Annotated in this window: 17 protein-coding genes and 1 tRNA gene; 5 read left to right on the forward strand and 13 right to left on the reverse strand. The window is 55.4% G+C overall.

Annotation, left to right across the window (positions count from 1 at the left end; genetic code table 11):
• Positions 1-261: 261 nt before the first annotated feature.
• The 6 genes from VFE46_13690 to VFE46_13715 all read right to left on the reverse strand — a co-directional run bounded on the left by VFE46_13690 (position 262) and on the right by VFE46_13715 (position 8,963).
• On the reverse strand, positions 262-2,418 hold the full coding sequence (locus VFE46_13690; GenBank protein HZZ29046.1) for a family 78 glycoside hydrolase catalytic domain: 2,157 nt from the start codon (positions 2,416-2,418) through the stop codon (positions 262-264).
• A 14-nt stretch (positions 2,419-2,432) separates the two neighbouring features.
• On the reverse strand, positions 2,433-3,512 hold the full coding sequence (locus tag VFE46_13695) for an alpha/beta hydrolase-fold protein (GenBank protein ID HZZ29047.1): 1,080 nt from the start codon (positions 3,510-3,512) through the stop codon (positions 2,433-2,435).
• A gap of 115 nt (positions 3,513-3,627) precedes the next feature.
• Complete coding sequence (locus VFE46_13700) at positions 3,628-5,685, reverse strand: DUF4129 domain-containing protein (protein ID HZZ29048.1); 2,058 nt, start codon at positions 5,683-5,685, stop codon at positions 3,628-3,630.
• A gap of 9 nt (positions 5,686-5,694) precedes the next feature.
• Complete coding sequence (locus tag VFE46_13705; GenBank protein HZZ29049.1) at positions 5,695-7,005, reverse strand: DUF58 domain-containing protein; 1,311 nt, start codon at positions 7,003-7,005, stop codon at positions 5,695-5,697.
• A gap of 29 nt (positions 7,006-7,034) precedes the next feature.
• A complete protein-coding gene (locus VFE46_13710; GenBank protein ID HZZ29050.1) occupies positions 7,035-8,006 on the reverse strand; it encodes a MoxR family ATPase in 972 nt (323 codons plus the stop codon).
• Between the two features lie 99 nt (positions 8,007-8,105).
• Positions 8,106-8,963, reverse strand: coding sequence for a PEP-CTERM sorting domain-containing protein (locus tag VFE46_13715; GenBank protein ID HZZ29051.1), 858 nt, complete (start codon positions 8,961-8,963; stop codon positions 8,106-8,108).
• A 276-nt stretch (positions 8,964-9,239) separates the two neighbouring features.
• On the opposite strand from VFE46_13715, the gene VFE46_13720 reads away from it, so the two are divergent.
• A complete protein-coding gene (locus VFE46_13720) occupies positions 9,240-12,218 on the forward strand; it encodes a WD40 repeat domain-containing protein (protein HZZ29052.1) in 2,979 nt (992 codons plus the stop codon).
• 208 nt (positions 12,219-12,426) lie between these two features.
• Here the strand turns inward: VFE46_13720 and VFE46_13725 are convergent, their stop codons facing one another.
• The 3 genes from VFE46_13725 to VFE46_13735 all read right to left on the reverse strand — a co-directional run bounded on the left by VFE46_13725 (position 12,427) and on the right by VFE46_13735 (position 14,544).
• A complete protein-coding gene (locus VFE46_13725; GenBank protein HZZ29053.1) occupies positions 12,427-13,326 on the reverse strand; it encodes a zinc ribbon domain-containing protein in 900 nt (299 codons plus the stop codon).
• 271 nt (positions 13,327-13,597) lie between these two features.
• Positions 13,598-14,023 (reverse strand): VOC family protein, encoded by a 426-nt coding sequence (locus VFE46_13730; GenBank protein HZZ29054.1) that lies wholly within the window; start codon positions 14,021-14,023, stop codon positions 13,598-13,600.
• A complete protein-coding gene (locus VFE46_13735; GenBank protein HZZ29055.1) occupies positions 13,921-14,544 on the reverse strand; it encodes a VOC family protein in 624 nt (207 codons plus the stop codon). The genes VFE46_13730 and VFE46_13735 overlap by 103 nt, the downstream gene beginning before the upstream one ends.
• A gap of 142 nt (positions 14,545-14,686) precedes the next feature.
• Here VFE46_13735 and VFE46_13740 point away from each other — a divergent pair, with 142 nt between their 5' ends.
• Complete coding sequence (locus VFE46_13740) at positions 14,687-15,262, forward strand: DUF4256 domain-containing protein (GenBank protein HZZ29056.1); 576 nt, start codon at positions 14,687-14,689, stop codon at positions 15,260-15,262.
• A gap of 307 nt (positions 15,263-15,569) precedes the next feature.
• Here the strand turns inward: VFE46_13740 and VFE46_13745 are convergent, their stop codons facing one another.
• Entirely contained in the window at positions 15,570-16,469 is a 900-nt protein-coding gene (locus VFE46_13745; GenBank protein ID HZZ29057.1) for a hypothetical protein, read from the reverse strand.
• A 218-nt stretch (positions 16,470-16,687) separates the two neighbouring features.
• Here VFE46_13745 and VFE46_13750 point away from each other — a divergent pair, with 218 nt between their 5' ends.
• From VFE46_13750 to VFE46_13760, 3 genes are all read left to right on the forward strand, one after another.
• Positions 16,688-17,122, forward strand: coding sequence for a hypothetical protein (locus VFE46_13750; GenBank protein HZZ29058.1), 435 nt, complete (start codon positions 16,688-16,690; stop codon positions 17,120-17,122).
• A 39-nt stretch (positions 17,123-17,161) separates the two neighbouring features.
• Entirely contained in the window at positions 17,162-18,085 is a 924-nt protein-coding gene (locus VFE46_13755) for a tetratricopeptide repeat protein (protein ID HZZ29059.1), read from the forward strand.
• A gap of 127 nt (positions 18,086-18,212) precedes the next feature.
• Positions 18,213-18,773 (forward strand): H-type lectin domain-containing protein, encoded by a 561-nt coding sequence (locus VFE46_13760; protein HZZ29060.1) that lies wholly within the window; start codon positions 18,213-18,215, stop codon positions 18,771-18,773.
• 243 nt (positions 18,774-19,016) lie between these two features.
• Here the strand turns inward: VFE46_13760 and VFE46_13765 are convergent.
• From VFE46_13765 to VFE46_13775, 3 genes are all read right to left on the reverse strand, one after another.
• Positions 19,017-19,090 (reverse strand) — tRNA-Pro (locus tag VFE46_13765).
• 204 nt (positions 19,091-19,294) lie between these two features.
• Positions 19,295-20,314 (reverse strand): ParB/RepB/Spo0J family partition protein, encoded by a 1,020-nt coding sequence (locus VFE46_13770; protein HZZ29061.1) that lies wholly within the window; start codon positions 20,312-20,314, stop codon positions 19,295-19,297.
• Positions 20,315-20,444: 130 nt separating this feature from the next.
• Complete coding sequence (locus VFE46_13775; GenBank protein HZZ29062.1) at positions 20,445-21,188, reverse strand: ParA family protein; 744 nt, start codon at positions 21,186-21,188, stop codon at positions 20,445-20,447.
• Positions 21,189-21,237 lie beyond the last annotated feature (49 nt).

The following is a 21,237-nucleotide window of genomic DNA, read 5'->3' on the forward strand; positions in this document are numbered from 1 at the left end:
GCTCCGCGATGGTGCCCAGCGAACCACCGACAAACTTTGGCAACTCTGCGGCAAAGTACTCGATCTATTCACCGAAAGCGAATGCCGCAACTACCTCCAACACTGTGGATGCCGCTACAATTAACCGACGACGGCACTAGATGCTGAGCTCAAGCACGAAATGATTTCCCGCGGCATGTCAGCGGAAGAAATCGAGCGGGTGTTAGCCGCCAAAAGCTCGTCCAGCAAGAAAGCCTGAGTGTGATCAGACAGGTGCGATTCTTACGGCGACAGTTGGAATTTATTTTCGCCGCTGCCGACGTCGTCGATCCACAGCGTACTGTCTTCGAGCGTCCCTTTTTGCGGCTTCCCGTTGACGAGCATCTGTTCTGATTTTCCGCTCGCTGGCAATCCCACCCGCGCCGTCATGTTGGCGGGAAGCGAAACCTGCAACGTCATTCCACCATGTTCGGCCTTGTCGATGCGTACGTGAATCGGCCCGCGAATCGTGGGCACGGTGGCCTCGGCCCATTTCAGCGGTCCCAATTGCGGCTGTATCATCACCTTTTCAAAGCCCGGCGCTACCGGCCGGACGCCAATCAAATAGCGCGAAATAATATTCGCCGGCGCCGCGCCCCAGGCATGGTTCCAATCCAAATTCGGCTTGAATTGCATGTCCCACGCTTCCAACGTCATCGTCGAGCCCAAGTCGAGCATGTGTAGCCAGCCGCGTGGGCCGGGATCGGTCATCAATTGGCAGGCGTAATCGGCCTGCCCCGCTTCGTACAACGCTTCCAGCAAATATTGGGCACCGTAAACACTGCAAGCCATACCGCGGGTTTTGATGAAATCGACGACCGTTGCCTGATGTTCCTGGGGCACCAATCCAAAATCTAGCGCGAACATATTGGTGTGCAGCGACGCGTGATCGGTCCCTTCCCCATCCACATACACGCCGCGCTGCGCATTGAAGAACATCTTATTGAACGCATCGTAAACCTGCTGCGCCATCGCTTTGTAATGCGCCGCATCGTCCGTTTTTCCCAAGGCTTCGGCAATTTGGCCCATCAACACCAGCGAGCGGTAGTAAAAGGCGTTCACGACCGCATTCACCGGCGTGTGCACAAAGCCATCGCGCTCGCCTGTTGGCCAATCGACAATATCGTCGTGGCTGACCTGCTGCTTATTGCTGCCGAGTAAACCGTCGGGCCGGGCCCGGTCTTGGAGAGTTTTCTTTTGCAGCGAGGCATAATTGTGGGCCAGTGATTCGCAGTTGCCGGTGTACAGGTAGTCGGCCCAGGCCATGAAAATTGAATGGAATTTCCACTCCGTGGGCCAGGTGGGGTGCTCCAGCAAATACTCATGGCTATGCCGGGCCAGTGCGTATTCGCGGTCCAGCACATAATGATCGATCTGATTAATGTACGCATCGGCCTCGTAGGGAATTCGCTCTCGATCGCCGTCAATGTACGTTCCCGCAAACGTGGTGGCTTCAATGGTGTGCTTGCACAACTCCCAAATTTTGTTCAGCCGCTCGTCGCTGCAAGAAAACTGCGCCGCCTGCTCATCGAAGGGGTAGGCCACCATCACTTGCCGCACATTCGCCGTGATTAACTCCACCGGGCAATCTTCAATTTCCACATACCGAAACGGCGTAAGCACCCCGGTGGCGGCAGGCAATTTGATTGCGGCGCCTGTGGTGTTTCGCTTGTCGGCCTGCGGATGCACGTCGTACGATTTTTTTTTAGGCGACAATTCCACTTTCGCTTCGGAATATCGAATCGTGCCGCCGGGTTTGCGGTCAATTTCATTCGGCGATTTCAGCTTTTCTCCAAAACGCACCGTCAGCGTTTGTTCCGCCGCTGGAACATCAATATTCAACCGCAAAAAACCGAATGCCGCCTGGCCGAAATCGATGAAATAGCTGTGCGGCCCGGTCGATTCCACCTTCACTGCGGCAATTTCCCGCGGCAGCGGCTCGAAGGTGGGCGTTTTATACCGATCAAGATTCGATCCGGTGCGAAATATCTGCGATGCTGACCAGGTGCTGGGCGCATCGTCATGATTCCAAGTCCGCACCTTCCAAAAATAATTCGTGTTGGCCGCCAGCGGCTTGCCGGCAAACTCGACACTAAGTGAAGCCGACGAATCAACCTTGCCGCTATCCCATACATCGCCTTGATTGCGGTCGAGCAAATCTTGACTGGATGCGACCAAAATCTGGTAGGCAGTTTGTCGATCGTTGGGCTTGGTCAGCGGCACAATCCAGCCCAGTTGCGGCTTCGGATTGTCAATACCGGTGACATCTTGCGCTCCGGCCAAATCTCGCTTCGAAAGCAATTCGCACATCAGGCCCGTCGGAGCCAGCTGTTTTTCCGATGCGATCGCGCAGCAACACGCCACGATTATCCCAATCCAGGCCAGGGCAATACGTTTCATGTCGCCTTTCCCACTCACTTTCCGTTTGGAGCGGCCACATCGGTTTTCGCCGCAGCGGAATCATTTTTCGCATCGGCCGATTGTGCAGGCACTGCCGCGTCATTGCTTACGGCCTGATTGAACGACCGTTCCAATTTGTCGGTGGCGTCGGTCGATACCGCATGATCGCGCCACAGCCAGCGCAGCATGTCGGGCAAAATGGCGCCTCCTTGTTTCTGCCCGTGCAATCCAATGCCCCAGGCATAATTTACGTCGTACCCTTTTTTTGTGAGCGCTTCGGCCAACCGCACATTTTGATAAAACCAATCTCTGCTTTGATCGTATGGGCCTCCATTGCGCCCCTCGCCTCGGTGATCGTTGCGGCCATCCTGCATAAAAATGCGAATCGGCTTTTTCTCGCTGGCCAAAACCTTGTCCGCATAACTACTGCCGCTGCCGGGACCGCGCAAATCGGTGAAGCTCCCCACGATAGTAATCACTTTGTGGAACACTTCCGGGCGCTCCCAGGCCACGGTGAATGCCGCAATGCCGCCGGAACTGGCGCCGGCGATGCCGTGCTGATCGGGATCGCGCGATAGGTTGTATTCCTTGTACAGCACCGGCAGTAGTTCATCGACAATCGCCCGCGCATATTTGTCGTTCAAATCGTTATATTCGGCCGGGCGATTTGTGTTCCGGTCTCCCCAATCTTTGGGCGTGGGCTCGGGCTGCTCCGGCGTGTGGCCGGGATTGATGAACACGGCAATCATCACCGGCAGCTCGCGCCGAAAAATCAAGTTGTCCAGCACGTTGGGCGCCCGAACACTGGCCTTTTCGCCCATGTCGACCATCGCCTGCCCGTCGTTAAAAATCATCAGACTGGCCGGCTTCGTCGGATCGTATTGGGCTGGCACATACACCCAGTACGTGTGGCTGGTGCCGGGAAACACTTCGCTGGGAAGCTTTAGCGGCCCAACCAGTTTTCCCTTCGGCACGCCTTCCTGCGGCGATGAATCGGGTCCCAGCTTGTAATAATCGTCTTCCCCTGCCGCGCCTGCCTTTCCGCACACGCCAATCACCAACAACGCCGCCAAGCCAAGCGAAAAATATTTCATGGCCGACTCCCCAAATAAAATGCGCCACATTAGTTGCTGCCTAACTCTCGGATTGTACAAGCGATGCATCCGCGTTGAAACCGTCTAGACACAATTCTCTCGCATGCAGCTGGGTTCAATACCCTACGGGCTGGCGCTCGCGCAGAGTTTGCCACAAAGAGCGCAAATGCTCCACGCTCGCAGCCGGCAGTGTGCCCGGGGCATAAGCGGCACGGCTGTACAATTCGGCCAACGCGCGGGCCGGCTTCGCGACTTCTTCCGCATGGCCCCCCACTTTCCGCGCGAACTCGTAGGCGGTTTGGTCGGCGTCGCGTGGCCAGCCGTTGTCTCGGGCCCAGGCTTCAAAGGCTTCGAATGTGTAACGCACAAGCTCGGCGGGAGAAAACTGTCCGGCCTGGCCGGAAGCAAACGGATCGGTGTAATCGTAAAAAGATTTATGCCGCGGGGCCGGCGGAATCACCTCTGCTTGTTTGCGATCTCGCCGTCGGCCCAACAGCCCCCACAAATCGCGCCAGCCTGTGAGAAACGCCAGCAGCCAGGCCAGCAATTCCTCTCGATGCTGCCAGGCCCACCACGCCGCAGTCAGAATGACCGCACCGTAAAATATCCATTTAAAAAGCGCCGCCAGCGAATCGCTAACGAACGAAACATCGGGCGTGGACGGCGTTTCCGGCGGCGAAGTTTCCCCTTGTGATTGGCTCGATTCCTGCTTCGATTGATCCGACTTTTGCTCCTGCAGATTTTGCGATTGGGCCGTCTGCGAGCTGTTCGATTTTTCTGCGCTGGACTGGTTTTCTGAGCTGGACTGGGCTTGTGAACTTTTCGCTTTCTCGCCGCTGGAGGCGGTCGACTGACTCTCTTTTGACGCTTCGCTCTTGCCGCTTCCGCCGTCAGATTTTCCCGATTGCGAGTCGCCTTTTTTACCATCGCCCGATTTACCACCGGCAAGTTTCGACTCGCCATTAGCCGGCGCGCCCGATTGATTTTTGCTCGTGCTGCTAGTTCCCGAGCCACTTTGCTTTTGCTCGCTGGCTTGCTCATCGTTTTCGGGCCGGCTGCGCTCGCCGGAGGCGTTTTTCGCCTGATCATCGCGCGTGCCTTCTTTTCCGACGGCCATTCGCGACGAATCGTGCTCCGTCGATCCAGCAGCGAGCGGCATTTGCGAAATGGCATATTCCGCATTCGGCCGTGGCAGCAACATCGTGATCACGAGTAGGCAGATAATTAACACGGTGCCTGTAATTAACCACGTGTTCGCCATGGCCAGCGGCATCTCCAGGCGCCGCTGCCGTAAATATCGCCGCAAGCCCAAGAAGCTGGTGGTCATCAGCAATCCCAGGCCGGTGGCCACGTACACGCACAACAACACGAACGTATATCTGCGGCTGCCGGTGTTGGTCGTGGGAATGAAAACCTGACCGATGCCGAAAATCGGCAGCGCCGCTAATGAGAAATACACAACCCACACGCCCGGCGCATGAGGGCGGCGGCGGCGTTCCAGAAATTTATCCCACCACGATTTTTCATCACTGGATTTTTTAGCAGGTTTTTTTGCGGGCTTTTTCTCGGTCGACCAGGCCATGTCGTCGTCGAACGGGCGATCCGTTGGCTGACCGTGGGCTTTCTTTTCAGCTTCGGCTGGCGCGACCACCGGTCGCGGCTTTGTAGATTCGCTTCCCGCGGTTTCATTTGTTTTTTCCGCAACGTCGGTTTCAGCTTGATCACCGCGGCTCTCCCGATCCAATCCCACGGCTTGCAGCAGCCCTTCGCCGGAAGCGTCCTGCGTTTCGTCAATCAGCGTGCAGTCCCACGTGAGTTGAATGGCGCACCACCAAATAATGGCAATCAGCCCGTAATTAATGAGCCAGCCGATCGTTTCGAAGCGGCTTCCGTCGTAACTCACAAACCGGTGCATTGCCAAACAAATAACGATGGCCAAGGCCGCGCCAAACGGGGCCGCATGATCCCACCCTTCTTCCATCGAAATTCGCGAGACAAGCACTGCGGCAAAGATGAACAGCGTCAAACAATAGTGCAGCCGCCCGGGATATTGCCCTTGGTAAAACATTTCCAGCAGAAAATAAATCAGGCTGCCAATCAGCATCATGATGAGCGCCGGGTTAATGGCGATCACCATGTAATCGAACAGCGTTGGTTTGAAGCGGCGAACCATGGCAATTTCTCAGCGGAGTGCAAACTGTCGGCAAACATCGGTGACCGAAACTTCATCTTTCAAATGCTGTACGCTGATGCCGCTAGCCGTCAGTGTGGCGGCGGCTACGCCAAATTCGTAATCGTCGTAAAAATTCAAAATCGCCGAAACGGCAAAGCCGCGGCGATGCAGCATTTGCAGCGCCAAAATGGTCGCTGCGCTGGCCGTGGGCAAAATCGCCACCACCGTGGCGTCACGCGGCATGCGGCTGATGGTTTCCGTGACCAGATGCGCAAAATCAAATCCGTCGGTCAATTCCGCCCGAGCCAAGGTTTGCAAAATCTGCATCAATTGTTCGGGCCCGCGCCGTGTGGGAATCACCAGCGGCTGCAAGCGATCGCTCTTTTCGAGCATGCCCGCGGCCTTTCGAGCAGCGCTGCGAGTACGGTAATCGTCCGCGGACCAGCCTTCTTGCCGAATGCGGTCGGCGGCGTCACGCCCATTGCAAATGAAGCCGATTTGCTGCCCCATTTCGTACACCGAATTGGCTAGCGAAGCGGTCGCCGTAATCGCCAGTTCCGATCGATACGGTTCATCTTTGGCAGCGTAGGAATCTTTATGAAAATCCAAAAGCAACGTCGCCCCGGCAATGGTCGATGCCTCGTACACCTTGCTGTGCAGCACACCGGTTCGGGCGGTGGCGCGCCAATGAACACGGTTCATCGGATCGCCCGCCTCATATCGCCGTACACCGCCAATCCGCGTTGGGTCCTCGTACAGCCGATGCTGCAAGCGAATTTCGCCAATCGGCCGGCGCGAAGCAATGTCGTAACCCGAAAGTGGAATCACTTGCGGATACACGAGCAAAAAATGCGGCTCGGTGGCTACCCGATACCGCCGGTGCAGGCCGAACAAATCTCCCGTTTCCAGCACGAGCGGTCCAATTTGATAATATCCGCGGCGATTGCACTGGAGCGTATAGAGCAAGATGCCCCGACCACGGCTACGGAGCATCAGCAGTTGCAAGCGGCGTCCTTCGACGCCCAAGTTGGGCGGCTTGTAAATTAGCGCTGCGATGGGAAGCAAATCTTCCATCAGCAGCCACGCAATGGGTATCGCGCCCCGATTTTGCACGCTGATGTTCACGGCCACCCGATCGCCAATGCTGGCCGAAAGGCGATTGCACTCTCTCTGCGCCGCCAGACTTTCAATCCACACCCGGCTAAGCACGCGGCTGACTAACATAATGCCCAATAGCGCGTACATGGCATAAGTCAGCAGGCCCAGGCCGAAAGCCAGCGAAAACAGCAAGATCAATACGGCGCCGGCAAACCAACGCATGGCAATTGCCTTGTCGATTCGATTTCAAACTACGGCTCAAACACCGCGCGCCCGGTTTGGGGCTGCATGGTCGGTACAGGCGTTTCGCTAATGGTCTCTTCGATGACTTTGGCCGCGGTGATTTTTCTGAGCCGGCTTTCGGGACGCAAAATCACACGGTGCACCAAAATGGCCGTGGCCACGCGCTTGATGTCATCGGGCTGAACAAAATTCCTTCCCAGCATAGCCGCCATGGCTTGCGATGCGCGAAACAGCGCCAGCGATGCCCGGGGACTGGCTCCCAGTGCTAAATCTTCGTTCTGCCTGGTGCGGTGGATGATTTCCACAATGTACCGCCGCACTTTGTCGTCGACATGAATTTGCCGCACGGCTTGTTGGCAGGCAATTATTTCCTCGGCTGACGTCACCGCTTTCAATTGTGAGAGCGGATGCACCTGCTTCAACATATCCAACATTTTGATTTCTTCTTCCGGCGTGGGGTAACCCAGGCTGAACCGTATCAGAAACCGGTCCAATTGTGCTTCGGGCAGGGGAAATGTCCCCTCATGATCGATGGGATTTTGCGTGCCGATGACCAAAAACGGCGGCGCAAGTGTGTGGGTTTGGCCGTCCACCGTGACGCGGCTTTCGGCCATCGCTTCCAGCAATGCCGCCTGCGTGCGGGGCGTGGCGCGATTGATTTCGTCGGCCAGCACCAGTTGCGCGAAAATGGGGCCCGGCCGGAATTCAAACTCCGTCGATTTCTGGTTGAACACCGAAACGCCCGTCACGTCGGTTGGCAACAGGTCGGGCGTACACTGAATACGCTTGAACGAGCAGCCAATGCTCGCCGCCAACGCCCGGGCTAGCATGGTTTTGGCGACACCGGGGACATCTTCCAGCAGAATATGCCCTTCGGAAAACCAGGCGACAAGCGAAAGCACAATTTGTTGCCGCTTGCCGACAATCGCTTGTTCGACATTGGCGATAATTTTTTTCGCCGTCGTAGTGACTTCTACCATGCTGCGGCCGGTGAATGAGTTGAGTTCCAGGTCGCCGAAAGGCGAACTTCAAGAGACCCACTCATTGTAACCGCGGCCCTGCTGCCAAGAAACCGGCCGTTAGCAATGGACAAGGCATTTCGCCAAGGTCAGCAGCCGAAACTGCTTCCTGGCAATGAGCAGCAGGCCCACGCCAATCGTGCCAAGCAGCCAGGTTGCGGGCTCCGGCACGGTGGCGGTTCCGTCAAATGTGCCGGCACCGCTGGCATTGGCGGAGGCGAAGAAACCACTGATAAGGTCTTGCGCTAGACCGTTGCCATCGCCAGTGTTGGTCCAGGAGCTGAACGTCAGCGAAAAATCTTTCTCCGCCGAATTATTGAATGTTAAAAAGTCGGAACTGTAAGTCACTGTGAATGCAGCTCCTAATCCGGTGTCGCTGCTGAGCTGCGGCGTACGGCCGTTAATCACCCCCAGCAGTTGCCCGGTGAAAGTTAACGTGAGCAAGTTGGTGCGCGTGTTGTTGCCTTCCGCCGCCGGCAAGTTGCGGGTAATGGTAATGGTGTCGCTTAGTGTTCCGGCCCCGGTAAGCATTTGATTTCCAACAATTCCGCCCAGCAGCGTGGTCGCGCCTTTGGTGCTGGAAGTCATGCTCAGTGTGGCATTCTGATTTCCCAACAAATCGGCCGGCAGCGAGCCCCCGACAGTCAGATAAGTGAAGTTCACAGGAACGGTGGCGCCCAGCGGTCCGCCAGTGCTGGTGCCAAATTGCGCCTCGGTGCTGTTATCCAGATAGGAAAATAAATTTCCGCCCGGATTCGCTTCCGCAAATTGGGCGAAGCTGATCGATGACGCCTGAACCCACGTCGGCGCCAGAACAGCCGCCAACAAAACAATTCCCGCGGTAAACAACCGCCGGGCTGTGCGCAAAGAAAGAAAATATGCGCGGACAGAGTACGATCCGACACGGTGCCTCTTCACAGTTGCCTCCATCTGTTGCGCCGCGGGTTCCAGCCGCAGCTAATCCGATTAGGCAATACAGTAACACATTCTGGTGGGGAAAGAAAGAACTTTTTTCGCGACGATTTTGCATAGTAGCTTCGGCAGCGATTTGCCGGGCGATGCCTGCCAATTCGACGGCGTTTCCACGCATTTTAATCGAGGAATATCGAGGGCAATGCTTGAAAACCATTCTAACGGTGGGGTAGATTGAATCGCTGCTGTCACCCGCTCTTCATCGCACATTCCGGTGCCATCATGGGCCCCTCCATCGTCCATTTCTGCAATTTTGGCCTGTGTGCGCGACGGTGGTTGCACGCCGCCTTGCTGTTGGCGGTTAGTTTGGCACTGTGCGCACAATCGGCAGCTCAATCGCCAGCCGAGTTTTTAGAACCCGCGCCGGCCCCACCACACGAATTCAATGTCGACAAGCAAGCCAAGAAAAATATCAAGCCGCTGCGCGAACTGGTGGGGCATCACGATCGCATCAACAGCGTGCAATTTGTTCCTCCTGATGGCAAACAAGCGGTTTCCTGCTCCGATGACGGAACTTTGCGGCTGTGGCAATTGGAAGACGGTCGCGAAGTGCGCAGCATCACGGGCCTGGAGGGCCAATTAAAAGCGTTGGTCGTTCTCGCAGGCAGCAAACAAGTCATCACGGCCGGATCCAGTAAAGTTCTGTATGTTTGCAATTTGGAAACGGGAACCGTGGAGCAATCGTTAGCAGGCCCAACGAGCTGCATCGTTCATTTGGGCGTCACGGTCGACCGCAACTACGTCGTGGCGCTGGACGACGCGGGCAACGCTTATACCTGGAAGCTGACCGATGCATCGCCGCAATGCACGCCGCTGCCAAAACATCCGGCCGCAACCGGCCCTCTGTTTTCCATTCGGTTCAGCCCTGATGGAAAAACATTGTGGGCCACCGGCGATTTTCTTGATGTCTGCCGCTGGTCGGTCGGCGATTGGACGCCGCTGGAAAAAGTTACTCTGCAAAGCGCCAGCCCGAACCGGAATTTCGCCATTTCCACTAACGGCAAGTTCCTGCTGACGGCCACCCATCACACCTTTTGCACGGCGGCACAAATTCCCGATTCTGATAAGTTCGACACCTCCATCCGTGTGATGCACGTCAGCAGCTTGTCCAACATCGAACGAGTGCTGCCGATCGGCAGCGATTACTTTGCGCTGCTCGGCGGCGACGGTGCCATTGAATTCTGGCGCGCTAAGGACGAGCAATTCGCCGGACAATTTCCCATGCCGGTTTCCGCCGTAACGGCAACCACGTTTGCGCTTCGGCAGCACCAATCGCTGACGGGGCACGTCAACGGTAAATTGTATTTGTGGGACGTGAATTGCCTGCGCGAACGGCCGGAAGATGACGTGTGGACCGCCGCGAACGAAACGCGCCAATGGCTGCAAGACAAGCAATTCGACAAACTCACAGCCAAGGCCGACGAATATCGCAAAACGCGCGGCTGCTTTGCCAGTGGCGAATCGACGCTGTCGGCGTTCTACATCAACCTCAACCTGCCGAAAGATAACGATTGGGCCGCTTTTCAGGCTCTGCTGGACGAGTGGCACACTGCAAAGCCCGATTCTATTGCGCCACTGGTCGAGAAAGCCGAGGCTTTGGTGAGCGAAGGCTGGGCGGCGCGAGGCAGCGGCTGGGCGAGCACGGTTACTCAGGAAGGGTGGCGCACTTTTCACGAAAAGTTGAATGCGGCGCTGGACGTCATTGCAGACGCCGAAAAACTGGACGAGAAAGATCCGGAACTGTATCGCATTCAAATGATCATTTGCATGGGCATTAGTCTTCCCCGCGAGCAAATGGATGCGGCTTTCAAAAAGGGAACCGACATCGACCCGTTTTACTTCCCATTGTACGAGCAGGCGGCTTCCGCTCGGCTGCCGCGCTGGAGTGGCGCAAATGGTGAATTGGCCGACTGGGCCAGCGACACGTGCGATACGCTTTTGGACCGCGGCGACGAAGTGTATGCCCGCATTGCCTTATCGCTGGCAGGCTATAACACGACCGATTACTTTGCCGAAATGCAGCTCGATTGGAATCGCATCAAGCGCGGCCTGAAACCGCTGTTGGAAACATACGACGATTCCAGTTACATCGCCGGTCGGGCAGGCATGCTGGCCCTGCTGAAGTACGATCACGAAATCGCCGCCAAAGCGCTGCCGATTTTGGGGTTCCATCGGCAAGAGGTCAACCTATTGGGTTCGGGAATACAATTGCGCCGTTGGCAAAAGTGGGCCGAGGCCGACGAGGCTGCTGGCGACGAGGAAAAGTTGATTGTCGTCGATCCCAAGGGCGTTTCTTGTGCGGCGCTGTCGGCGGACGGACGTTATTTGGTGACCGAAGGGGATGGTTACGGAATTCAATTCCGCTTCTGGGACACCAGTACGTGGCAGCCGTTCCGCCAGGAGCCGACGTTCGGTCGCGATTCAACCGTCATGGCGCTGCATCCCAGCGAGCCCATGATTGCCGTAGCCGGCGGACCCATTGCTCAGGCGCAAGCGGGCGTGCGGGCCGGTCTTTCGTTTGGCCTGGAATTGTGCGATTTTTCCAAAGGCCAGCAAGATTTCGCGGCCCTGCTGGGACATAACGACGTGATTCAAGCATTGGCGTTTTCTCCCGATGGCGCGCTGCTGGCCAGCGGCGGGAAAGATCGCCTCGTCTGCTTGCGAAAAATTCCGCTGGAAGCGCACGCCGACACGCTCAATCTGCCTTCTGAAGTTATGGGCGTTGTTTTCACCGCCGACGGAAAAACTTTGGCGGTGGCCACAAAAAACGACGGCGTCACGCTATGGGACGTCCCCTCGAGAAAACAAATCGACAAGCTGCCGGACGCCGCCGCCAAATACGTCAGCGGCAAGGCCCTGGCCACCTCCCACAATGGCTTGAAATTCGCTTACCTGAATGCGGACCGCCGTGTGACCATTTACGATTGGCAAGCGAAAGCGAACATCTCTACCCTCCGGCATGTCGGCGGCGAAACATTGGTCATCGCTTTTTCGTCCGACGATAAACTATTGGCCACCGCCGGCGATTCCGCCAAAGTGCAACTCTGGGATGTCGCCACCGGCAAGGAGTTGCACGGCTTTTTCGGCCACTTCCAGCCCATCCGCAATCTCTTCTTTTTACCCGATGGAAACAAATTGGTTTCCGTGGCCGACGACGCCACGCTGCGTGTCTGGGATATTTCCGCCTATGCCGGAAACTAGCTCGCAGGTTGGTGTTGATTTCTGCCGTGCATGCTACGAGCCCAGGAATTCGTAGGCCAACAAAAGCGTCCCCGGAATTGCAAGATCGAGGGCGATCAACAGAGAATTCCGGTAAAAACCCTGCCCTGGGGCGCCGCATGGCAATGTGCATGTAGATTTTCCCGCGACCATGCGCTTTCCGGAACGGCAGCCAGCATCAGTGCCAGGCTCAGGAGAAAATGCCCAGCACCCAGCGAATAATTCGTGCCACCACGCTCCCTCCCAAGTCAAAATTTCGGGAGGGACGAGCAGGCTGAATATTGCTTTCAATCAATTCCGCCTCCGCCTTGGCCTGGGATTGCTGTCGGGCTTGCTCTGCGGCCTGCCGCTGCGCCGCTTGGTTGTTCATCCACACCAGTCCGCCGGCATGAATCCAATCGATAATCCGCGGCAAGGCATCCGCATCAAGCCATACTCCGTGCTTGCCGCACACATCAACGAGTACGCCGCTATGGCTGTAATTTTGCTTCAACATCAGTTGATGGCACATCACGCACGGTCGGTAATGTACGCCATCGTGGGGAAGGGGCACGTCGACTTGCGGCGCGCGAGCCAGCGCTGGCGTCCAACGCGGATCGTTCTGCACGCCTTCCTTCGCTGCCTGGTCGGTGAGCTGCTTGAATGCTTCGTTGCTCAGCCACAAACCGGCACAGCGCTGGCACTCCAGGGCAGAAACGTTGCCGTAGGCCCGGCTGGTAAGGGTGTGCCCTTCGCCGCAGGCTGGACAAATCAACTGCGAAGTTTCGCCCGCCGACATTTCCGGATGAATCGCCGTTCCGCAAAACTCGCAAAACCGAGCCTGGTTGCTCACCCGCGCAAAGCAGTGCGGGCAAACGGTATCCAAATCGCGATCGTGCAGTGTAAACTCGGCCCCGCAATAGGCGCAGCTCAGCGCGCCTTCTGGCCGTGGGGCACCGCAGTGCGAACAGCACGTCACCGCCGCGGCATGGGCCTGCGGCGATTGCACCGTGAGTACTTGCCCACAACGGCAATGGAAGCGCGTGCCCACCCCGAGTTGGGTTGCATCATACTGGCGCTTGCATTGCGGACAGGCGACAAGCAGACGCATAAATCATTCGCCGTGAGACTTGCGAATTGTCAACATTCCGTCATCAAGAAAATGAGGATGCCAATGCTTCTGGAGCGACCACTCTCTTGCTGTTCGCTATTTCCGAAGCAATCTTGCCCTTTGGGGAAGTACGCGGGATAAACTATTTCGTTCGTTCATCATAAGCTAGCGATCGCTGCATGGCAGGCCCCTCAACCGCCGCCACGCAGTGGAATATTTCAACCCAGGGCTGATCTCAACGAACATTGTATTCTCGCCGCCGGCCGCAAACTCAGGGCTTTTGTGTCGGATGCGGAAGCGGAGCCATCGATGATGGAGCCGGCACGCCGTCAATCGTTTGCGGCTCCATCAATTCCACTCTCGTGCCGTCGGGATCGTAAATATTCATTTGCCGCTTGCGATTCACGCCCGTCTGAATTTGCATGGGCCGCGTGTAATTGATTTTTTCGGCCCGCCCTTCCAAAGTTTTCTGCGCCGCTTCCACGTCGGGAACTTCCAGACACAAATGGTGCTGGCCGCCGCGCTTATCGGCATCGGGTAGCTGCGCGTACAGCATCAGTTCCAAATATCCAGTGCCCTCGGGCACTCGTTCGTTCACCCACGACAAAGCGTCCGGGCTTTTCGCTCCCCGCCAAAATTCTTTGCAGCCCAGAGTTCCCTCGTAAAATTGCTTGGCGGCTTCCAGGTTCCCCTCCAAAATGCCACGTGCGCCAGAGTTTTCGAAATGCGCGTGTCGGGCAAAAACTTGCCTTTGTTTTGCACCGTCATGCCGTCCGGCAAGTACTGCACAATTTCCACCGTGCGACCGTCCGGATCGGTAATGAAATAATTCGCATTGCCGATTCTCCCCTTGGGCGTTTGGTCCGGTACTTTGACGCCTTGCGCGGCGAGATACTGCCGCATTGCTTCGGCATCGTCGGTCTCCAGCGCAATATGATACAGCCGATCGGTATTCGGCTCCTTTTCCGGAAATAGCTCGATGCTTTGTCGATCGTTGATTTTGATGAACGTTAGGTGCAGCGTGCCGTCGGGGTTTTTCAACGAATACGGTTCGTCAAATCCCAAGAAGTCTTTATAAAACGCCCGCGACTGATCGAGGTCGTGGCAGTACAATGCAATGTGCGAGAGGCCCGTAATTGGTGGCCTTGTGGGCATTGCCGTTTGGGCAGCCACCGATGTCACGGTCAACAAAACCGTCAACACAGCGGTCAATCTCATACTCATCTCCCAATAAATCGCTCATGCCAAAATGCACCAAAGCAGGTGAATTATACTAGATCCTTTAAGACGGTCGAAAGGATCGGTATTCGTCGCAGCGCACATCCGCCTGGTTAGAATTGATCAATTAGGAGAAGTTACAATGGCTGGCAAAACGTCCAAAAAGCTGTCACCAAAGCAATGCGAGGAACTCCTCCGAGCATTGAAAGCCCGATTTGAGAAAAACATGAACCGTCATCAAGGTCTCAAGTGGGCTAATGTCGAGGCAAAGCTGGAAGCCAATACCGAAAAACTCTGGTCGCTCCATGAAATGGAACGTACTGGCGGTGAACCGGACGTCGTTGGTCGTGAAAAAAAGACGAGCGAATTCATTTTTTATGATTGTTCAGCGGAAAGTCCCCAAGGCCGTAGAAATGTTTGTTACGACCGAGAGGCCCAGAAGGCGAACATTAAAGGAAGACCGGATGCATCAGCCAACGTAATTGACATGGCAGCCGCGATGGGCATCGAGCTGTTGACGGAAGAAGAATATCGTCAACTGCAGAAGCTTGGCGTCTTCGATGCGAAAACATCGAGCTGGGTAAAAACACCTTCTGCTATTAGAAAACTTGGCGGCGCCCTGTTTTGTGATCGCCGCTACGACCACGTCTTCGTGTGTCATAACGGACCGCAGTCTTACTACTCAGGCAGAGGCTTCCGCGGCTGGCTCCGGGTCTAAGAAAATGACCTTTCGGCAATTTACTGTCAGTCGGGGCGAAAGGATTTGAACCTTCGGCCTCTTGGTCCCAAATGTCAAACTCTAGGCGACCTGCGGAAGAGGATAACGCTTTAACAGATAAATAGTTGCGTTAATTCTTGCCGATTTTGCGTCTCATTCCTTCGTCACTCTAAGTGCTTATTCGTCACTGTTCGTCACAACCAAGCTCTGACATTCTCTGACGTCGCGTATATCGTACTCAACTTCAAACGCGATGCAACTAGAGCGCTTGGTCAGGAATCAAGCGCTCTCCGTAGCTGGTTTGGTGCTACGGAGCTTCGTTGTCTGGAACCCACTGTATCCATTTCGCGTAGTCCTCGTTGGGCAGGAAAACGTCATAATTCTGAGTCACGTTTCTCACGCAACCACGACCGAGTAGCGCCACGATCAAATCCGAATTTGCGCGAGTCACGCCCCATATTTGGCCGGTAATTTGCCAGTTGTTCGTGACGTTGAAATGCGCCGGTGTGCCCGGACTCGCCGCTAGATTTTCGATTTCCAACTCAAATACTCGACTATTTGCATACTGAATGTTGTTCTGAACGTCATTGTTGTTAGACCAGCCGACCGTGACGCGAAGTATCGTTTCACCAGTTACGTAGACTGCCATCGGTGTATACGGCACGCCGCCAATTGGTTGTAGGCCGAGTTCAATGCCAGTAATACCACGCATCAAGTCGCCCACGTTCAATCGGTTAGTCCCATTCGTCCGAACAAACCTTAACGTATCGCTGTCACAGGAGACGAGAACGCCTGCGCGGTAATACAATTCATTGGGTCCGCCTGCTCCGTTAGGTTGCTTTATCGGACTGTAGTCACCTTGGCTAAGTTGCTGGTTCCATACCAAGTTCCAAAGACTGCTGTTCCCGGAAGCCCATAGCACTCCGTCAAGCGTCGCAGCAATCCCAGCCTGTGGTCCAGAATTCCCACCTGGTCCAATCAACGATGTTAGAATCGGTGTGAGCGGACAACCGTTCTGACTCCAAAAGAAAAGACCCTCCCCATTGGTCACGAAGATGCGCTTCGACGCGATGGTGAAACCCCACCTGTTCGGATCACCTGCGGCCTTGGCGACGTATGGAAACTGAGGAAGAACGAATCCATTTGCGGGATTGAAATTGTCGGGCAATTTCCAGATGCCAGTATTTGGACCTGCGACATACAGCATTGGATTATCTCCGTTGACGTGAGAAGCCAGGGCTTTCAGCCGTATTTTTGCGGACTCAGCCTTCCACTGCAATATCCTAAACGGGCCTCGGAATGGTTAGCCGGAATTGTTGCCTCCTCTTTTGGCTACTGTTAGAATGCCGGGCTGCCGTGCGGTTTGTCGTTTCCTGGCAGTTCTCTTGTCCCCAAACGTCTCGTCACGTAACTGGAGATTCGACCATGTTCGGTTCGCCTCGCTACTTAATTGTTCTGGCGGTCGGATTTGTACTAGGACTTCTTGCGTCGAATCTCAGTATCATCTCTCTCGCTTTCGCTTTCACACGGCACTCGGAATGCGTCTGGACTGAAAATAGCCCGCAGTACCTTGTAACGTTCGGCCAAAAGTGTCCGCATTGCGGGGAAAAGCAACCCGACCGCTGCTTCATCATGGGGCAAATTAAGGGAACTAGGGACCTAGACGGCGCGGTCTTTTACACTTTTTTGGTTGACGAATTCTATGATAAAAAAATTCCTCATGATCTCGCCGCTAATCCAAATCGAACATGGGACCATTGGAACCAAGTGAGTCCAACCGTGAACTTTTGGGATGAAGCTAAATTCAACACTTGGTGCAAGACCGGGAAAAACCCCACCGAAGATTTGGAAAAAAAGTGAAACTGTATCATGCAATCCAATATCTACTGAGGAACATCAATGCGACACCGCAAGTTTTGCATTTACTTTTTAGCGATTTCCGTATCGTCCCTATTTTCGGCAGCCGCATATGCTCAGACCTACAAACCTGGCGACAAGGTAATGGTCAAAACCTGGGACGCCAAGCTGGCCGAGAGCGGCAAGGATGTGAACACGCACATTGAACTTGGCGACATATTCACCGTTACCAAAACCAACGGCGACTGGCTTTGGGTGAGCCACGGTTGGATTCAGAAAGCAGATGTGGTGCCGCTGGCTCAAGCCATCGCATACTTTACCGCAAAAATCCAAAATGATCCCAATGACTATCGCAATTATCACAACAGGGCTTGGGCTTGCAAAAAAATGGGTGAATTAGATAAAGCCATCGCCGATGAAGGGGAAGCAATTCGGCTCTATCCCACGTGGGCCTATTTCTATAACAACCGAGGCATGATGTGGAATGCCAAGGGCGAGTACGACATTGCAATCACCGACTACAATGAAGCGATCCGGCGTGCTCCGGGCGATGCGCTGTGCCGCAATGATCGTGGAGAAGCCTATCGCCACAAAGGAAGCTACGAAAAAGCGATAGCGGATTATAATGAAGCGATTCGTCTCGATCCAAAGCACTACTGGGCGTACGCCAACCGCGCTTGGATTTTGGCGACCTGCCCGGATGAGCAATTTCGTGATGGAGTAAAAGCCATCGAATCCGGCTCCAAGGCTTGTGACTTGAGCGATTGGCGATTTGCCGATCCAATTGACACTCTCGCCGCAGCCTACGCAGCAAAAGGAGACTACGATTCTGCCATCAGATGGGAAACTAAGGCGATTGATTTGGGGCTTGAGTCCGAAAGCGACAAAAAGCCCGAGGACCTCCGCGCCCGGCTGGAACTCTACAAAGCGGGCAAACCGTACCGTGAAGAACCTAAAGCGAAGTGAGACGTTGAAATGAAGGCAGCCATTTCATGTGGGCACTCAATCCTATGCAATACCAAGCCCTTTGATTTCACGTATGCTTGTAGCTCATCGCGACGCCGCTTTTTCACCTGAAACGGAGTGAAATATCATGCCAAGAACCCTAACAACCGACGACTTGGACTATCTAAACAGTGAATACTTTTTGGTTCGCAAACAAACCAAAATCCTCTTGGTTTGGCTATTCGGAATTGCCGGTTTAATCGTAACGCCAGCCGCCGCTTTTACAGCGGCGTTCGCGGCCGCCAAGTTAGCGATCAATAATGGTGCTGCCGCGATAGCGACCAATGAGATCGAGAAGATGAGACAAACTGCAAAGACAGACTGTGATAAGATTCGAGACAGCCTCGATCAGCTCACTCTTCCAATTGTTACTACGGGTGCGGTGAGGGCGGGCAATTTCCAAACTGGAAGCCCCAGTGTGACCACGAATGCAGGCACACGGACGGGCGAGACAAACGTAAAGTTCGACCCTACCCCATTTACAAAACCGCCGCAGGTTGTCGTGACGCCGCGCGTTTCCGATTACATTGCGAACTACGCGGTATCGATTTACAACGTCTCGAACAAAGGTTTCTCTGTTTGTACAGTGGACATGGCAAATCATCCCACCAACATAGACTTCGACTTTGTTGCCATCCAACCAAAATGAAGTTCCCTGCTTGACAGGCCACTGCTCTAATGGCTGGCCTAGCCATCAAGTTTCTTCGGCCACATCGACCCCCCCTGGAGAGAAAAGAGGACATTATGGCTTTCCGTAGAATGTCCCCCGTGGTCGGGGAGACAGGATTTTAACCTGCGACTTCCAGCTCCCAAAGCTGGCGCTCTGCCAGGCTGCAAAGTGCCCGCTTCCGGCTAATCTCTGACGAACTCTGACAGGCATCGTCGTAAGTAGTCGGGGCGAAAGGATTTGAACCTTCGGCCTCTTGGTCCCAAACCAAGCGCTCTGCCAGGCTGAGCTACGCCCCGGAGGAAACTGCAATCTTATCTGATTGACCCAGAAATGACAACGGCCATTAAGTGTTCATGTGAACACTTAATGGCCGATTAAACAATCGCATGAACTGAAGCGATCCAGCGAATGACCGCTCCGCTTGCGCGTCGCGGCTAAACGGCTCTCCGAAAATCTTTTCCGCTCCGTGGCCTCTGTGCCTCCGTGGTGAAATTAGCGGTTCACCCCGTTTGCGCTTGCGGCTGAACGCCATGCGTCAACTGCCCGCGGAGGCGTTCAAATTCGTCGTGGTTGGCAAAGTGGATCACAATTTTCCCTTTGCCTTTGGCCGTTTGGCTAATTTGCACTTTGGTGCCCAACGCCCCTTTGAACTCCTGCTCCAACGACGCCGTTTGCCGGCTGCGGGTTCGTCGGCGCGAAGCTGCGGCCGGATGCGATTCGCCGTTTTCATCCACTACCGTCAACTGCACCTCGCCGGCTTGGTCCAACGTTTCCTGCACCAATTGCTCGGTGGTGCGGACACTCAATTCCTCATTTTTAATTTTTTCACAAAATTCTGCTTGGCGCTGCTGATCGCCCAACGGCAGCAAAGCCCGGGCGTGCCCAGCACTGATGGCGCCTTTGCACACGGCTTCCTGCACCACTTCGGGCAATTCCAACAAACGGATCAGATTGGCCACGGTGGAACGGTCGACCGCCAATCGGCCGGCCAGCTCTTCCTGCGTGCAGCCGTAGTTGTTGAGATATTGCTGGAACGAAGCCGCTTTTTCAATGGCGTTCAAATCCTTGCGCTGCAAGTTTTCGATGATGGCCAGCTCGGCCACTTGCCGATCGTCGGCCTCGCGAATTTGGGCCGGCACCTGCGACCAACCGGCTTTAATGGCCGCGCGTAAACGACGTTCGCCGGCAATGAGTTGATACCGATCGCCCAACCGGCGAACCACAATCGGCTGGATCAGCCCATGATCGCGCAAGCTTTGGGTTAGCGATTCCAAGTCGGCATCGTTAAAATCGTCGCGCGGCTGGTGTGGGCTGCCGTCGATATCGTACACGCTAAGCTGCGTCATGCCGCTGGGCAGTTGCGTATCGGCAATGGCTTCGGGCTGCACGGCAACCAGCGCTTCGACAGAAATTGGCGTGGATGACTCGGCCGGTGCATTTTCGTTGTTTTCTCCCGTGCTGCCAAAGGGATGGCCCAGCAGCGCTTCCAATCCGCGGCCCAGTCGACGTGTGGTGCTCATGAAAAAACCTCCGGGTTAGTTTGATTTAGTGATTCGCTGTTTTGAAAATCCCGCTCCGCTAGCGCGTCGCGGCTAAACTTTTATTTGGCAATCTGCTTTCTGCCGGCCGCCTGCCGCCCACTGCATTTCCCTACGCCGCTTCCAGCACTTCGCGGCAAAGTTCCACGTAAGCCCAGGCGCCGCGGGATCGAGGGGCGTATTCAATCACGGCCAACCCGTGGCTGGGGGCTTCGCAAACCGCCACGTCGCGGGGAATGACCGTGCGGTACACAATTTCTCCAAAAAAATCGCGCACCTGATCCTCCACCTCACGGGTCAATTCCAAGCTGTCATCGACCATCGTCAGCACGATGCCGCCAAACTGCAGGCGCTGGTCTTTTTCTTTCATCACCTGGCGAATCACTTCAATCATTTGGGCCAAGCCTTCCATGGCGAAGTATTCGCATTGAATGGGCATGACCACTTCGGTGCTGTTGGCCAAAGCCGTGCGCGTCAGTTGCCCCAAGGATGGTGGACAATCGATCAGCACAAAATCGTACGAACTCAACCCGCTGGCCATGTGCTGCCGCAAAGTAGCCGCCTGGCTGTTGGGACCGGCCAAAGCTTCCACATCTTGAAAGCTGCGACTGCCCGGCAGCAGCTCCAATTTCGCCAACTTCGTTGGCAGCAGCGATTCCTTCCAGGGCGCTTGCGAAACCAGCGGGTGCCGTGCGACCGGTTTTTGCCCGACGCCGCTAGTGGCGTTGCACTGCGGGTCTAAATCGATCAGCAAGGTCTGCCTCCCTCCGAGCGCCAGCCCGACGGCCAGGTTTACCGCGGTGGTCGTTTTGCCGACGCCACCCTTTTGATTTGCCACACACAAAATTCGGCCCACGTGGGAATTCCTTTTCCAACTGATAAAGCCGTGACCCAGCAGTGGCGCT

The sequence above is a fragment of the Pirellulales bacterium genome (genome assembly GCA_035656635.1).
Lineage (GTDB): Bacteria > Planctomycetota > Planctomycetia > Pirellulales > JADZDJ01 > DATJYL01.